The sequence below is a fragment of the Vibrio sp. R12-SW3-ISO1 genome, assembly GCF_059834005.1.
Window position 1 is genome coordinate 65,822 of sequence record NZ_JCBDGK010000002.1, and the last position, 15,431, is coordinate 81,252.

General features: G+C 51.0%; 16 protein-coding genes and 1 riboswitch. Of the genes, 4 read left to right on the forward strand and 12 right to left on the reverse strand.

Annotated features, from left to right (window positions below):
* The first annotated feature begins 38 nt into the window (after window positions 1–38).
* A complete protein-coding gene (locus AC6R0R_RS00895; RefSeq protein WP_500625341.1) occupies window positions 39–908 on the forward strand; it encodes a carboxylate/amino acid/amine transporter in 870 nt (289 codons plus the stop codon).
* A 27-nt stretch (window positions 909–935) separates the two neighbouring features.
* Here the strand turns inward: AC6R0R_RS00895 and AC6R0R_RS00900 are convergent, their stop codons facing one another.
* Both AC6R0R_RS00900 and AC6R0R_RS00905 read right to left on the reverse strand, forming a co-directional pair.
* Entirely contained in the window at window positions 936–1,568 is a 633-nt protein-coding gene (locus AC6R0R_RS00900; RefSeq protein ID WP_500625342.1) for a hypothetical protein, read from the reverse strand.
* A gap of 124 nt (window positions 1,569–1,692) precedes the next feature.
* Entirely contained in the window at window positions 1,693–2,472 is a 780-nt protein-coding gene (locus AC6R0R_RS00905; protein ID WP_500625343.1) for a class I SAM-dependent methyltransferase, read from the reverse strand.
* 166 nt (window positions 2,473–2,638) lie between these two features.
* Here AC6R0R_RS00905 and asnC point away from each other — a divergent pair, with 166 nt between their 5' ends.
* A complete protein-coding gene (gene asnC, locus AC6R0R_RS00910; RefSeq protein WP_334555425.1) occupies window positions 2,639–3,103 on the forward strand; it encodes a transcriptional regulator AsnC in 465 nt (154 codons plus the stop codon).
* 75 nt (window positions 3,104–3,178) lie between these two features.
* On the opposite strand, the gene tsrA is transcribed toward asnC, so the two are convergent.
* Together tsrA and AC6R0R_RS00920 are read right to left on the reverse strand one after the other, a co-directional pair.
* A complete protein-coding gene (gene tsrA / locus AC6R0R_RS00915) occupies window positions 3,179–3,469 on the reverse strand; it encodes an H-NS-like global regulator TsrA (RefSeq protein ID WP_487902714.1) in 291 nt (96 codons plus the stop codon).
* Between the two features lie 180 nt (window positions 3,470–3,649).
* Entirely contained in the window at window positions 3,650–4,843 is a 1,194-nt protein-coding gene (locus AC6R0R_RS00920; protein WP_500625344.1) for a multidrug effflux MFS transporter, read from the reverse strand.
* Between the two features lie 119 nt (window positions 4,844–4,962).
* Here AC6R0R_RS00920 and AC6R0R_RS00925 point away from each other — a divergent pair, with 119 nt between their 5' ends.
* Both AC6R0R_RS00925 and AC6R0R_RS00930 read left to right on the forward strand, forming a co-directional pair.
* Window positions 4,963–5,904: a LysR family transcriptional regulator gene (locus AC6R0R_RS00925; RefSeq protein ID WP_500625345.1), complete on the forward strand. Its 942-nt coding sequence runs from the start codon at window positions 4,963–4,965 to the stop codon at window positions 5,902–5,904.
* 269 nt (window positions 5,905–6,173) lie between these two features.
* The gene (locus AC6R0R_RS00930; RefSeq protein WP_500625346.1) at window positions 6,174–7,967 is read left to right on the forward strand and encodes an aminopeptidase P family protein; all 1,794 of its coding nucleotides are present in this window, start codon (window positions 6,174–6,176) and stop codon (window positions 7,965–7,967) included.
* A gap of 106 nt (window positions 7,968–8,073) precedes the next feature.
* Here AC6R0R_RS00930 and thiH read toward each other — a convergent pair whose 3' ends face one another.
* The 8 genes from thiH to AC6R0R_RS00970 all read right to left on the reverse strand — a co-directional run.
* Window positions 8,074–9,201, reverse strand: a complete 1,128-nt coding sequence (gene thiH, locus AC6R0R_RS00935) for a 2-iminoacetate synthase ThiH (protein WP_500625347.1) — start codon at window positions 9,199–9,201, stop codon at window positions 8,074–8,076.
* Between the two features lie 10 nt (window positions 9,202–9,211).
* Complete coding sequence (locus AC6R0R_RS00940) at window positions 9,212–9,988, reverse strand: thiazole synthase (RefSeq protein WP_500625348.1); 777 nt, start codon at window positions 9,986–9,988, stop codon at window positions 9,212–9,214.
* A 2-nt stretch (window positions 9,989–9,990) separates the two neighbouring features.
* Window positions 9,991–10,200, reverse strand: coding sequence for a sulfur carrier protein ThiS (gene thiS, locus AC6R0R_RS00945; RefSeq protein ID WP_500625349.1), 210 nt, complete (start codon window positions 10,198–10,200; stop codon window positions 9,991–9,993).
* Between the two features lie 2 nt (window positions 10,201–10,202).
* On the reverse strand, window positions 10,203–10,967 hold the full coding sequence (locus AC6R0R_RS00950) for a HesA/MoeB/ThiF family protein (protein ID WP_500625353.1): 765 nt from the start codon (window positions 10,965–10,967) through the stop codon (window positions 10,203–10,205).
* A 2-nt stretch (window positions 10,968–10,969) separates the two neighbouring features.
* A complete protein-coding gene (locus tag AC6R0R_RS00955; RefSeq protein WP_500625350.1) occupies window positions 10,970–12,232 on the reverse strand; it encodes a thiamine phosphate synthase in 1,263 nt (420 codons plus the stop codon).
* A gap of 10 nt (window positions 12,233–12,242) precedes the next feature.
* A complete protein-coding gene (gene thiC, locus AC6R0R_RS00960) occupies window positions 12,243–14,186 on the reverse strand; it encodes a phosphomethylpyrimidine synthase ThiC (protein WP_487902721.1) in 1,944 nt (647 codons plus the stop codon).
* A 161-nt stretch (window positions 14,187–14,347) separates the two neighbouring features.
* Window positions 14,348–14,446, reverse strand: a riboswitch (TPP riboswitch).
* An 82-nt stretch (window positions 14,447–14,528) separates the two neighbouring features.
* Window positions 14,529–14,912: a fluoride efflux transporter CrcB gene (gene crcB, locus AC6R0R_RS00965; protein ID WP_334555415.1), complete on the reverse strand. Its 384-nt coding sequence runs from the start codon at window positions 14,910–14,912 to the stop codon at window positions 14,529–14,531.
* Between the two features lie 109 nt (window positions 14,913–15,021).
* On the reverse strand, window positions 15,022–15,431 hold a 410-nt coding region (locus tag AC6R0R_RS00970; protein ID WP_500625351.1), incomplete at its 5' end, for a multicopper oxidase domain-containing protein.

Sequence of the window (15,431 nt, forward strand, 5' to 3'; positions counted from 1 at the left end):
TAAAATAATCAGATAGTTTTTGATAATGAGTCTTAATCATGTTTTATCTCTCTTCGGTCACCGTGCTGTGGGCGTTCTCCTTCAGCTTGATTGGTGTCTATTTGGCGGGCCAAGTCGACGCGTGGTTTTCGGTTTTAATGCGCGTCGCCTTAGCAAGCTTGGTTTTCCTGCCTTTCCTGAAATTTAAAGGGGTTGAGAAATCCCTAATTGCCAAATTGATGGTCGTTGGAGGCTTTCAACTTGGCTTGATGTACTGTTTCTACTATCAATCCTTCCTCCTTCTGTCTGTACCAGAAGTCTTGCTGTTCACGGTGTTCACGCCGATTTACGTCACGTTAATCTACGATCTGCTCAAAGGTCGCTTTTCACCTTGGTATTTGGTCACCGCGGCGATCGCAGTGGCTGGCGCTGCCTTTATCAAGTTTGCCGGGGTCAATGAGCATTTCTTACTTGGCTTTATGGTGGTGCAAGGAGCTAATCTCTGCTTTGCTATCGGCCAAGTGGGCTACAAATACTTGATGGAAAAGCAGCAAGTCGCCCTGCCACAGCATACGGTCTTTGGTTACTTTTATTTGGGCGCGCTGGCTGTGGCACTCATCGCGTTTGCGCTGATGGGCAACAGTGAGAAATTGCCGAGCACGGCAACGCAATGGGGCGTTCTGACCTACTTAGGCTTGATTGCGTCTGGGTTGGGCTATTTCGCGTGGAATAAAGGCGCGACCATGGTGAATGCTGGTGCGCTGGCGGTGATGAACAATGCATTGGTCCCCGCTGGGCTTATCGTCAATATCGTGATCTGGAATCGCGATGTCGACCTGACGAGACTGACCATTGGCGGCACTATTATTGTCCTTTCACTTTGGGTCAACGAAACCTGGGTGAAAAAGCGTGTCGCCAACGCCGCGTAAATCCAAAGTCTAGCGCCTAGTCTGGGTTTAATGCACCTTGGCTTGGCGCTTCTCTGTCTCAGCTAAGCCGGTTGGCCAAGAGGGGATTACGTCTAACTTGGCCTGCAGTTTAGCCTGCTTTTTACTGAGTTTTTGCTGTTTTTTCAGCGTTTTTAGCCACTTCTTCTGCTGCTTATAAGCACGTTTGAGCTCTTTTCTCGCTTTCTTGAACGCCTTTTTATCCATCAAATCCAACGTCTCGACTGCCGACGTCATGGAATTCACCGACGTCAGCGTATTTAACTCAACGTCAGCTTTGCGAGCTTTCACTCGCGCGATGACGCGCTGCACGGCTTGCGCTTTTTGCTCCTCACGCTTTGTCTCGATCGCTTGAGCGACATTCTGCGTATCTGAAGGCGCAGAAGCCACCGCCGCTTGTTGAGGTGCGAATTGTGAAGATTCAGCTCGCGCAGAGAGAGGCTTAAGGATTTTAGGTGTATGAGTCGTTGACTGGGTATGGGCAGCCGCCGCAATTGATACCGGTTTACATAAGTGTTGTTTACTGTGACTGGCACGCGCACAAGAGCGGCAGACAAATTTGGGCTCAGCCACGAGCTTTTCTATCTCACCCAAACTGTGTGCGACTTGTTTACGACTCAACTTGCACAAACGCTTTGCCATCGACTCACCTTAAAAAGAATACGAATAGTTCTTAGTAAGATATATAGTCATCAAACAGGCTTGGCAAGCGTTATTTTCCACCGCGATACATCACGGTGTGGTGAGTATAAATAGAATCAGTCACTTAGCTCATGGCTGCATTAACATAGACATCAAAGCGGTTTTTCTTGGTCTCTATCGCCATCGCCGGTTTGACACCATCTAGCCAATCGGCGTAGTCAGGGCGTTTAACCACCACTCTTTTCGTTGCTAACGCTAGTGCTGGCGTGAGTAAGCCATCTGCGTCGTGATCGGCGCCCACAAGCGTTTGAAATACGCGCATCTCTTTTTTCACTAACGCGCTTTTCTTTTTGTTCTCAGGGTGAGGATACATGGGATCTAGGTAGACCACATCAGGGCGCACAAAATCAGGCTGACTCGCGAGCGTTTCCAGCGCATTGTGGCTCGACGCGTGCAGCAGTGACATTCGCTCACTGACCCAGACGCCGATTTCTGGGTCCTGTTTGGCGCGCTCTAAGCCGTCATCCAGTAGCGCCGCCACCACAGGGTGACGCTCCACCATCTGCACCTGACAGCCCAAAGAGGCCAATACAAACGCATCTCGCCCAAGGCCAGCGGTGCCATCAAGCACTGTCGGTACCACGCCTTTGTTGAGCCCGGCCGCTTTGGCGATCGCTTGCCCTTTTCCGCCCCCAAACTTGCGGCGATGCTCAGCGGCGCCTCCGGCCAAGTCGACATAAATCGCCCCTAATTTGGGCTCATCGGTTTTACGAAGTTCCAAACGCTGCGCCGTCAACACCAAAGCAAACGGACTGGTGTCACTGTGGCTAAGCCCCCAGCGAGCAGCAATGTCGTTCAGTTGTTGGGTCTGTTCAGGGTGTTCGCAGAGAAGTTGCAAATCCACTATCGGCTCCGGTGTAGGTCAGTGTTGAGGGACGCGTGCGCGTCAGTGTAATGGATTTTAGCTGGCTCTACCTAACAGTTTCCCCACTTCGCGACGAACAAATCGCCATTGATGTCTTCGCCCGTTCGCGGCAATAATAGTCTTTCTATTCTCAACAAGGCTGACTATGCAAGCTCACTCCACCAAGCTCGATGATCTCGACAAAGCGATTTTGAAAACCTTAATGGAAGATGCGCGGACGCCCTACGCCGAAATGGCAAAGCAATTTGATGTCAGCCCTGCGACCATTCACGTTCGAATAGAAAAGATGAAGTCAGCCGACATCATTCAAGGCACGGAAGTGATTGTCGATACGAAAAAACTCGGTTACGACGTGTGCTGCTTTATTGGTATTAACCTCAACGCGGCGCGCGATTATCACTCAGCTTTGCAAAAGCTCAATGCACTCGAGGAAGTAGTGGAAGCGTATTACACGACGGGCGCGTACAACATCTTCGTCAAATTGATGTGTCGCTCGATTGAGGAGCTGCAACACGTACTGATCGATAAGCTGCAAGCCATCGACGAAGTGCAATCCACCGAAACGCTCATCTCTTTGCAAAACCCCATCAATCGCAACGTCAATCCATAAAAAAAGCTCGCGTTGTGCGAGCTTTCTATCAAGTCGAACTGAACGAATCCAACTGACCTAGTCGAATCGACAAGGTTATTTGCCTTGGTTTTCCATGTACTGTTTGAGCTGTTCCGCTGAGATGCCCTGCTGGGCAAGTTGCTTTGCGATGATATCTAGCTGCTCGCCTTTACGTGACTCAATCACTTGCTGAAAATGGAACACGATATCACGCAACACATCGAGCGGGACTTGCTTGGCGGCACTGCGAATACGCTCGCTGCTCTGATTGCCGAGCTCATGAATTAATTTACCAAACATCACTTTCTCTGGAGACTCTTCAAGCTGCTCCATCAAACGCGCTTTTTCGTACGTCGTCATCGACATAGTGGTGGTTTTTCCATCGTTACAAGATTAACTCGCCTCAATATACAAGGATATTTTTCCTTGTAAAGCTAAGCGCGCCCTCGCTTGTTGATAAGAGCAAGGTGTCGAGTGCTTACTCTCAACCACTTGCTCATCGCGGCTTATTTATCGCGGTTTACTCATAACATCTATTCGTAACACCTACTCATAACAGTAGTGCCACTCTCTGCCCGCTTTGGTCCACAAAATCAGTAGTGCTGGTGTGATGATGAGCATCAATGAGGCGATAAGCACTTGCGGCTCCCACCCAAAACGTTGCATGGTGCCGACGACCAAGCCCGCTCCACTCATTTGGAACAGACCGAGTAGCGCAGCGGCAGTGCCCGCTTTGTCACCGAACGGGGCAAGCGCCTTACCTGCTGCCGCGCCGAGAATCCACGCAAAACCAATCGAGGATAGGAAGATTGGCAGCATAAAGGCAAAGGCACTTGCTTGCGTCGCCATTGCTAGCATCACGATACCGCCTAATCCCAACACCAAGATGCCGACATTGAGCGTGGTGTGCGTGCCGAACTTATCCATAAATTTGGGCGCTGTCATGCACGCGACAATGTTGATCACCGCATTGATACCAAACCAAAAGGTAAAAGCGTTCATGCTTAAGCCCAGATTTTCCATCAGCACCACGGGGGCTGAGGTGACATAACCGAGAATCACCGCCATCGCCAACATACACAAGGATGCGTGGAACAAAAACGTCGGTGTACTCAGCACTTGCCAATAGCGTCGTAGACGAAATACCGGCGCGGTGCTGACTTGCGGGTTGGTCTCTTTAAGGCCAAACGACATCGCCACCAGACCAATCAACGCGAACCCGGCCATAAAACTGAAGTTGGCGCGCCAGCCAAATTGCTGAGTCAGCCATGCACCAATAATCGGCGCTAATGCAGGGATAAAACAGATAGCCCCGTTGAGGTAGCTGATCATCTTGCCACTTTTCTGTGGACCGAAGATGTCGCGAACTGTTGCAAAGGCGGCCACCGATGTCGCGCACGCTCCTAAGCCTTGCAGCAAGCGCGAAACCAGCATCCACTCGATGTTTTGAGCACTCCACGCCAATAAAGCGCTCGCGGCGTAGATGCTGATCCCACCTAATGCAACAGTTCGACGTCCTAGTTTATCCGCCAGCGGGCCAGCAAACAGTTGGCCGACCCCCATCGCGAACAAAAACCATGTAATGGTATCTTGTGCTAAGGCGTGTTCCACGTGAAACGCTTGAGAAATTTGTGGCAACGCAGGCAGATAAATATCAATCGCTAGCGGGCTAAACAGCACCAACAGGGTCAAAAGAATGAATTGAAGTTTGCCGTAGATGATCGGGTTGTCAGCGTTCACTGCTCGCCTCTTTTAAAATGATTATGCACAAGAAAGGATGAAACTCGGCAAAGTCTAAGTTAGTCTAGATATGACATCCAATGACAAATCATCATTTAAGTTATTCCTTAGGGGAATGTATGAATATAGAGAAGCTTGCTCGCTTAGATTTGAATTTACTGGTGTGCCTCAAGGTTCTTACTGAAGAGCTGAATGTCACACGTGCCGCTCACCGATTGTGTCTCAGCCAATCTGCGGTCAGTAAGAACCTCGCCAAGCTTCGTGACCAATTCGATGACCCTCTGTTCGTGCGCCAAGCGCATGGGCTAAAGCCAACGCCCAAAGCCCTCTTTCTTAAGCCTAAATTGGATGCGCTGATCCATCAGCTGGAGCTGCTGACACAACCCGAACAATTTCAGCCTGACAGCAGTGATTACAAATTTCAAATCGCCGCGGTAGAGAGTGTCTACCCGCTGATTCTGCCCCACTTTCTACCCGAGATTTTTAAACGCGCCCCCGGGGTCACCATCAGCACCCACTCTTGGTCCGATCAAACCTTTAAGCTGCTGCAAAAAGGCGAAATTGATCTTGGTATTACCGGCAAGGACATCGACATCAATGATGCCAAATTGACCATGTTGCCCCCGAGTGATATTAGTGAACAAGAGATCTACCGTGATAACCAGATGTGTTTATTGCGCGCGGATCACCCTGCCTTGAGCCGTCCTTGGACGTTAGAACAGTTTCTTAGCCAACGTCATGTTCAAGTACGCTGCGATGGCAACGATCGCTGGCTGCTTGATTATCGCCTTGCCGACATCGGCAAAGAGCGCGATATCGCCATCACTGTGCCGGACTTCAACAGCGCCGCCAGTCTGTGTTCCTACACGGACTTTGTCTTTACTGCGCCAAGCCACTTCGTCAAGCTTGCCTCGAAACAGCTTAACCTCGCGGTGCTGCCACTGCCGTTAGAATTTCCGCCCATGGCCTATACCCTGTTTTGGCATCGCGACCGAGAGAACGACCCGGCTCTTGCCTGGCTCAGACAAATTATCCGCGAAAAGACGACCGCGCTACGTTAGCCGCGTTACGATAACCGCGCTGCGTTAGCCGCGTGCAATGCTAGTCACGTGACGATAACTGCACTGCTTTTACGTCACGTAGTCAGTTAACCTTACCCCGCTATCCTTACCCGGCTATCGATCCAGACCATTTGCAGCGCTCTGGTAAAAGGAGTAGCTTAATGGCCATCGTCCAAGCCCAAAACGTGATTCGCCCGCTCATCAAGATGCGCGGTCATTGCGAGTCTAAGACGTCGGATGGACACCTCTAATAACTGAAGGATTCACAGATGCTAAACACCACTGAACAACGATTGACAGCCATCAAAGAGTGGCTGGTTCAGAACAATATCGATGCCCTTTTTGTGCCCCATGAAGACGAATACTTGGGCGAATACATTCCTGCGCACAACGAACGCCTGCATTGGCTAACCGGCTTCACTGGTTCAGCCGGGGCCGCGGTGGTCACACAAACAAAAGCTGCGGTGTTTGTCGATGGTCGATACACGGTACAAGTGACCAAGCAAGTCCCTAGCGAGCTGTTCGAATACCGCCATTTAACTGAAGAGCCAGCATTAGACTGGCTGCTCAGTGAGCTACAACCCGGCAGCGTCGTCGCCATTGACCCACGCATGCACAATGCAGGTTGGCTGGAGTCTGCGCAAACCAAACTGGCGGACAAACTTGAACTTAAGCTGTTAACCAGTCACCCCATCGACGCACTGTGGCATGATCGCCCAGCCGCCCTCGAATCACCTGCGCGCTTAATGCCGATTGAATCTGTCGGTCAAAGCTCATTATCCAAACGTGAAGAGATTGCCAAGCAACTGACAAAGCAGAACCTTGATGCTGCAGTCGTGACCGCGCTCGACTCTATCTGCTGGCTGCTTAATGTGCGTGGCCTCGATGTCTCTCGCCTGCCCGTATTATTGTCTCACGCGATTATTCACCGCGACGCCAGTGTCGATTTCTTTATTCGCCAAGAACGTCTGCCGCATGGCTTTGCTGAGCATGTTGGCACCGGTGTCAGAGTTCATGCTCCCGAGTCCCTGGAGTCTATTCTTAACTCGCTTAATGGACGCCGAGTATTACTTGACCCAGCGACGAGCAATGCGTGGTTTAAATTGACACTGCAAAACAGTGGCGCGCATGTCGTAAGTGCAGCCGATCCTTGCTTACTACCGAAAGCGCAAAAAAATGCGGTCGAAATTGAGGGCATGAAAGCGTGTCATGTGCGCGATGGCGTCGCCATGGTCAAGTTCCTCTCTTGGCTTGATAACGAAGTCGCCAACGGCCAACTTCACGATGAAGCCTACCTAGCCGACCGTTTAGAAGCGTACCGCCGTGATGATGAAACGTTAGTAGACCTAAGTTTTGATACCATCTCCGCAGCAGGCAGCAACGCGGCAATGTGTCACTACAACCACGAAAACCAACCGACACCGGGTCAGTTGAGCCTGAACTCTCTCTACCTGGTCGACTCTGGCGGCCAATACCTCAACGGAACGACGGACATCACACGTACTGTGGCCATCGGTCAACCTAGCGATGAGATGATCAAGCAGTTTACTTTGGCTCTCAAAGGTCATATTGGTGCCGCACGTGCCCGTTTTCCAAAAGGAACCCGTGGCTATCAAATTGATACCCTTGCCCGTCAACACCTATGGGCAGAAGGCTTTGACTATGACCACGGCACGGGCCACGGTGTCGGCCACTTCCTCAGTGTCCATGAAGGACCGGCAAGCATTTCCAAACGACAAATTGATGTGGCTTTGATGGAAGGTATGGTGCTCTCCAATGAGCCCGGTTACTACCGCGCCGATGCGTTTGGCATCCGTATTGAGAACTTAGAACTGGTAGTGGAAACCCCAACACAAGGTGATTTCCCTGTATTGAGCTTCGAGTCACTCACACGTTGCCCGATTGATAAGCGCAACATCAACATTGATATGTTGACCAAACCAGAGCTCGCTTGGCTTAATGATTACCACCAAAAAGTGTGGAATGACCTCAGCCCATTGGTCGATGGTGAGGTAAAAACTTGGTTAGAGCGCGCAACGTCGCCCATCGCTCACCGCGACTAATCGCGCTTTGAACACTCGGTAGATCTGCATATCGCGTGAAGGTGAACAAAAGGCTCTCAACATGAGAGCCTTTTTTAATTGTGGCGTGGTTGTTTCACGTGAAACATTATCCAGAATAGATTGCGTTCCAGTCTCGCCAAACGGGGTCATACCCTTTTGAGCGTAACGCCTGCTCGACTGATTCAGCACTTCGCTCATCGCTGATCTCAAACTGCTCCAACTCGACGTCTTGCATTGCGTATCCGCCGGGTTGTGTTTTTGATGCAGCGGACATGGATGTCACACCCAGTGGCAACACATTGTCCCTAAACTTCGGTGACTCTCGTGTCGATAACGAGAGCTCAACCGTCGGGTTCAACAATCGATAGGCACAGATCAACTGAACCAACTGCTTATCACTCATCACGGATTTGGGTTGAATCACACCTTCCGATGTATTGCCCTCACAAGGGCGAAGCCGTGGGAAGGAAATCGAGTAACGAGATTGCCAGTAGGTACGCTCTAAATAGTCAAGGTGTGCGGCGACATAAAAGCAATCCGTGCGCCAATCGTCCAAGCCGATGAGCGCGCCTATACCGATCTTATCGATCCCAGCCCGAGCCAAGCGATCCGGCGTTTCCAAGCGGTAGTCAAAATCTGTTTTGTTGCCACGCAAATGGTGCTGCGCGTAAGTGCGACGATGGTAGGTTTCCTGATAGACCATTACTGCATCGAGGCCCAAGGATTTCAGTTCACGGTACTGCCCTTCATCAAGCGGCTGCACTTCCATTGCCAAGTAGTTAAAGTGCGCTTTGACAAGTGGCAGTGCGCGGCGAAAGTAGTCCATCCCCACTTTGGTTTGGTGCTCACCGGTGACCAAGAGCACACTGTCGAATTTCATCAACTTAATCGCGTCTATCTCTGCCGCGATTTCTTGCTCTGTCAGCGTACGGCGTTTAATACGGTTCTCCATCGAAAAACCGCAGTAGGTACACGCGTTGGCGCACAAGTTGGAGAGATAAAGCGGGATATACAATCCAATCGTGTTTCCAAACCGTTTACGCGTGAGCGCATAGGATTGCTGTGCCATTTGCTCAAGGTAAGGCTCTGCCGCAGGTGAAATCAAGGCTTTAAAATCCTCGAGATCACACTTAGATTTCGCCAGCGCCCGTTCCACATCCTGATGAGTTTTGGCGTAAATCGACAGCCTTATGTCATCCCAGTCCATGCGTTGATGAATCGATACAAAACTCATACTGCGTCCCTCACTCCAAGAAGGCGGTTAATGGGCTGGACGCAACAGCATGGGTGACCTGACCAGCCAAGCCGGATTCAAACGCTATCCGCCCGCTTTCCACCGCCATCTTAAACGCTTGCGCCATAGCAACTGGATTGCTCGCCGCCGCGATCGCGGTATTCACCAACACCGCATCCGCGCCCATCTCCATCGCTTTTGCCGCATGAGACGGAGCACCAATCCCGGCATCAACGATGACGGGGACACCCGCTTGGTCGATGATGATCTCCAAAAAGTCTTGCGACGCCAACCCTTTGTTCGATCCAATAGGCGCGCCAAGAGGCATCACTGCTGCGCAGCCCACCTCTTCTAAACGCTTACACAACACTGGGTCTGCGTGGCAATACGGCAAAACAATAAAGCCATCTTTGACCAACTGTTCTGCCGCTTTGAGGGTTTCAATTGGGTCAGGCATCAGGTATTTAGGATCAGGATGAATCTCCAGTTTAAGCCACTGTGTGTCCAAGGCTTCACGTGCTAAGTGCGCGGCGAAAATGGCGTCTTGCGCGGTTTTTGCCCCAGAGGTATTCGGTAATAAATTCACGCCAGCGGCAATCAACGGCGCTAAGATATCATCTTGCTTATCATGGATATCGACGCGCTTGAGCGCCATAGTCGCCAGTTGCGATCCCGACGCCTCAATAGCGCGCGCCATGGTAGTACTGTTCGAAAATTTGCCCGTGCCGGTAAACAAACGCGAGTCAAACACTTTACCCGCGATAGTAAGCGGTGTTATTGACGCCATGATCAGCCTCCTGCAATGGCTTGAAATAGTGCGATGGCATCGCCTTGATTGACGATATGTCTGTCCCACTCGCTGCGCGGAACGACACAGTTATTGATGGCAAACACACAGCCCACCTCGGCGAGCGATAACTCAGCAATGAGCGCGGTCAATGTTGTCCCTGCGTGAGTCGTATGTGTTTCACCATTGACGGTGATAGTGATGGGTTCCATGTTCATTCCTTAACGATGTTTGACTGACACACATGACAAGTGGCATCCACTGAGATAGTTAACGTCTGCCAGCGCATCGTCAGTCCATCAAACAGGTGTAATGTCGATGGGCTGAGTTGTGGCTCATCAAGGGCTAACCATTGAATCGCCGCCAGCGCTTGGTAATTACCTAACGTCCCTACCACCGGACCTACCACGCCAAGTTCACTGCATTTTTGGCCAGAAGGAAGTGAATCGAACGGATATAGGCAGTGGTAGCACGGGCTATCTTGCTGATAGTCAAACAACGCGAACTGCCCTTGCCATCCAATGGCCGAGGCCGAGATCAAAGGTGTCCGGTTTTTGGAGCAGAGCCGATTGATTTGCTGGCGCGTTTCAAGGTTGTCTGTGCAATCAAGCACGATGTCGGCAAGCATTATCTCAAGCGCAAGCTGGGTATCATCGAGCCGTTGGTCCATCGCGCGAATGCGATTCAAAGGGTTGAGGTGCTCTAATTGACTCTTAGCCGCCAACGCTTTGCTCTGCCCTTGGTCATCGTTTCGATAGATGACTTGGCGCTGAAGATTGCTTAGCTCGACACGGTCATCATCCACCAACACCAATTTGCCCACACCAGCGGACGCTAAATAAAGGCTTGCCGCCGACCCGAGGCCACCACAACCAATCAGCAACACATGAGCATTCGCCAACTTTGCTTGCCCTTGTTCGCCCCATTGCGGCAACGACACTTGTCTTTGGTAACGTAAGAACGCCTCGTCAGACAGCATAGTCATCCCTGCTCTCCTACTTGCTTGTTTGCCTTCATCAACTCAGTAAAAGCCGCAATGACCGGTTTTGGGTCGTCGGCGAGCGTAATCGCGCGCACGACAGCCAGGCTTGAGACACCGCACTGCCACACCATCGCAGCGTTACCTTGGTCGATACCGCCAATCGCAACCGTAGGAAAGCCCGTACCTTGCGAGCGAGGAATCGAATCAATCAACTGTTGATAAAGCTTCAAGCGCACCAAACCTTGCGGCTTTGAAGGCATAACTTTGGTCGTAGTTGGGAAGATATGCCCGAGCGCGATGTAGCTTGGCGCAATCTGCACAATACGCAGCAGTTCGTAATAGCCGTGTGTCGAGAGCCCTAAAGCGATACCTGCCTGTGACAATGCCTGCAAGTTCGACGCTTCAATATCTTCTTGGCCAAGGTGAACACCGAATGCACCGTGCTTTATCGCCAACTGCCAATGATCGTTGATAAACACGTGTGCTTGGTATTGCTGACCCAATGCAATTGCACGAATCACCTGCGCTTCCAAATCGGCTTGCTGTGGATCTTTGATGCGCAGCTGTATGGTTTTAATGCCTAGAGGCAGCAATCGTTCAATCCAACGGACATCGTCGACCACCGGATAGAGACCCAACACTTCTTTCACCATAGAGGGAAAAGAGATCGGTTGACCTTCGGTTTTCCAACCGACACGAATGCCGAGAGTTTCGTCTTCCAGCACAGGTGTAGGAAACTGCTCAAAACAACAAGGCCATTGAGATGTTTCACGTGAAACATGCCTCATCGCACGTGCGAGCGTCAGTGCATCTTCAACGGGAAAATCGAGCGCCCGCAAGGTGATAAACCATGCGAAGTGCTGTGTAGGATCAAGCGCCATTTGGTGGACATTAAGCGCACGCACTTCAGCATGAGCACGCGTGCTGTGTTGCCAAATATCGAGCACGCGCCCTTCGCACCTTACGCCAATAACGATCGCATGCGGGGCATAGTCCGCCAGCGAGACATCACCCTCTGCAACTGAGTACACCAGTTGATGGATGTTTTGTTCGCTGTCGTCACTGAGAGAGGAAGACTCAGAGACTTGCGTATCCCGAGCAATCCAAACAGAAGAAGACGCACCGCGCAGTTCAACCGTCGACTCAGCCCCTTCAATCAACTGAATCTCTTGTGTGGCAAACCCTTGCTCGCCGGCTAATGCCAAGCATTGCGCGATATCATCGCGCAATGTAGGCTCTGAGTGAGGAATCACAATTTTCATCGCCGCGTTCCTACGACTCTGCACTTTCAGGCTGAGCGGCAGGATGATACAACTCAGAACCCGATTGACGGAACTCCTCTGACTTCTGGCGCATCCCTTCGAGTGGATCATCGAGCATTTTAACGGAGATGGCTTGGTCAGCTTCGACTTGTTGCGTGTCTTTAGCGTACTCGCGCACTTCCTGAGAAATTTTCATCGAACAGAATTTTGGTCCACACATTGAACAAAAGTGAGCAACTTTGCCCGACTCTTGCGGCAAAGTTTCATCGTGGAAAGCTCTCGCTGTATCAGGGTCAAGCGACAAGTTGAACTGATCCTCCCAGCGGAACTCAAAGCGAGCTTTTGAGAGGGCATTGTCACGAACCTGAGCACCAGGGTGGCCTTTAGCCAAATCCGCCGCATGCGCCGCGAGTTTATAAGTAATCAAGCCCGTCTTAACGTCTTCTTTATTGGGTAGACCCAAGTGCTCTTTCGGCGTCACATAGCAGAGCATCGCACAGCCGTACCAGCCGATCATCGCAGCGCCAATGCCAGAGGTAATATGATCGTACCCAGGGGCAATATCGGTCGTCAGAGGACCCAAAGTGTAGAATGGCGCTTCGTGGCAGTGCTCTAGCTGCTCATCCATATTGGCTTTGATCATGTGCATAGGTACATGCCCAGGGCCTTCAATGATCACCTGCACGTCATACTCCCACGCGATCTTAGTCAGTTCACCCAACGTGCGTAGCTCAGCAAACTGCGCTTCATCATTGGCATCGGCCACCGAACCTGGACGCAAGCCATCACCGAGCGAAAGCGCGACATCGTACTTGGCACAAATTTCACAAATTTCGCGGAAGTGGGTGTAAAGGAAGCTTTCTTGATGGTGAGCGAGACACCACTTAGCGATGATCGAGCCGCCGCGAGAGACAATACCCGTGACACGTTTGGCCGTCATCGGCACATAACGCAACAGCAAACCGGCATGAATCGTGAAGTAATCGACGCCCTGCTCAGCTTGCTCAATCAAGGTGTCTCGCATCACTTCCCAGTTGAGGTTTTCTGCAATGCCATTCACTTTTTCAAGCGCTTGGTACATAGGCACGGTACCGATCGGAACTGGGCTGTTACGTAGAATCCACTCTCGAGTCTCGTGAATATTGCGTCCGGTCGACAAATCCATCACCGTATCGCCGCCCCAACGTGTTGCCCAAACCAATTTCTCAACTTCTTCCTCAATGGAAGAGGTCACAGAAGAGTTACCAATATTGGCGTTCACCTTGACCAAGAAATTGCGACCAATGATCATTGGCTCCGCTTCCGGGTGGTTGATGTTGGATGGAATGATGGCGCGGCCCGCGGCCACTTCTTGGCGGACAAACTCAGCACTGATGTCCTTTGGCAAGTGGGCCCCAAAGCTTTGACCTGGATGCTGTTGGTTCAACACCTCATCGCGATAACGAGCACGCCCCATGTTTTCACGCAGAGCGATGTATTCCATTTCCGGTGTAATCACACCTTGACGCGCGTAGTGGAGCTGAGTAACACACTGACCGCTTTTCGCACGGCGAATGCGAGGTAAGTTACCATAACGCAGCTCGTCTAGCGTATCGTCTTCCAAACGCTGTTTGGTGTATACGGAACTGACCTCATCGAGCAGTTCCGTATCACCGCGCTCTTCAATCCACTGTTCACGTAGCTTAGGTAGGCCTTGGTAGAGGTCAATCGTATGGCTAGGATCGGTATAAGGACCAGAAGTGTCGTAAACGCGAATCGGCTCATTGGGCTCAAAGATCGGCGCGTCTTTAGTACCGCCAATCAAGCTGTCAGCGAGGGAGATTTCTCGCATAGGAACACGAATATCAGGTCGTGAACCTTCTACATAAACCTTGCGTGAATTGGGGTACGCCTGTACCGAGAGGGTATCAATAAACTGTTTGGCTTCCAGTCTCGCTTGTTTGCGATTCGACATAGCATTTTTCCTTGCTCTTTATTGCTCGTAGGAGCATGAGTGTTAGAGATAAAAATGCTTGGCGGAAAGATGCGACAAGAGGGCGATCTGACGCGGGTACCTATCTGTAGATAGATCGCATGACGCTCAGATCAGAGAGAACGAATCCTAGATTAGGAGGGTCGATATCTTCTCTTGTTCCCTTCGCAGGTATTAACCTGATCAGGTTCAACGGATCCCGAATAAACGGTCTCAGCCTTATGGCACTCCGACAAGTGAACCGAGTATATAAAAACGGCTTGGATAAACCAAGCCGACCTGTGTAAATTTTGTCTAGTGAGGCTCAAAGCACCTCTAAGCAAGCTAGCTTTTGATCAGCAGTTGAAAGCCCACCCAAGCAGCAGAGATGCTTAATACCACATTGAGTAAGACATTGAGTCCCATCTTGAAAAAGGCGCCCTGCTGCATGAGTAAAACGTTGTCCATCGAAAACGTAGAGAACGTCGTCAAAGCACCAAGAAAACCGAGCCCGATGATCTGTCTCCATGGTTCAGTCGCAAGGTTGCCATTTTCAAACGCGGCAATCAGTAAGCCCATCGCCAGTGAGCCGACTACGTTAACAGTTAGCGTACCGTATGGAAAACCTCGCCCCAGTAATGTCGCACACAGCTCAGACACTAAATAACGAGAGCACGCACCAACGGCGCCACCCATGGCAATAAACCCTAAAATTGCAAACTGACCCATAACCCCTCCAAATTTATGGCGTTAGTGTAGCGCCAAACAGACAAAAAAACAGACTTCAGATCAATGTAACGACGCTAAACATCCTGCTGGATTTAAAAAGTTACAGGAGTCACTTTACTTCGATATAGCCCATCAAACCGGTTTTCATGTGCTCTATGACATGACAGTGATACATCCACCGACCGGGGTTGTCCGCGACGAAAGCCGCTTTGGCACGACCATTCTTGCCCAGTAGTACCGTATCCGTATGGAACGGCTCTGGGAGCGGCTTACCGTCCATTTCGAGCACGGTAAAGGTGTGGCCATGAAGATGAATAGGATGATGGTACTGAGTGACATTTTTAAGATCGAAGATGTAAGTTTTGCCTAGCTCCAACTGCGCTAGCGGCGCAGGAATCGAATGACGACTCATCCCCTGCCACGCCACCTTGTTGGTCAACCAAAAGGTTGGACTCGCCTTGCCATCTTTGCCTACGGGCGTCACCGCACCTTGCCACTCAAACACAAAGTCAATCTCTT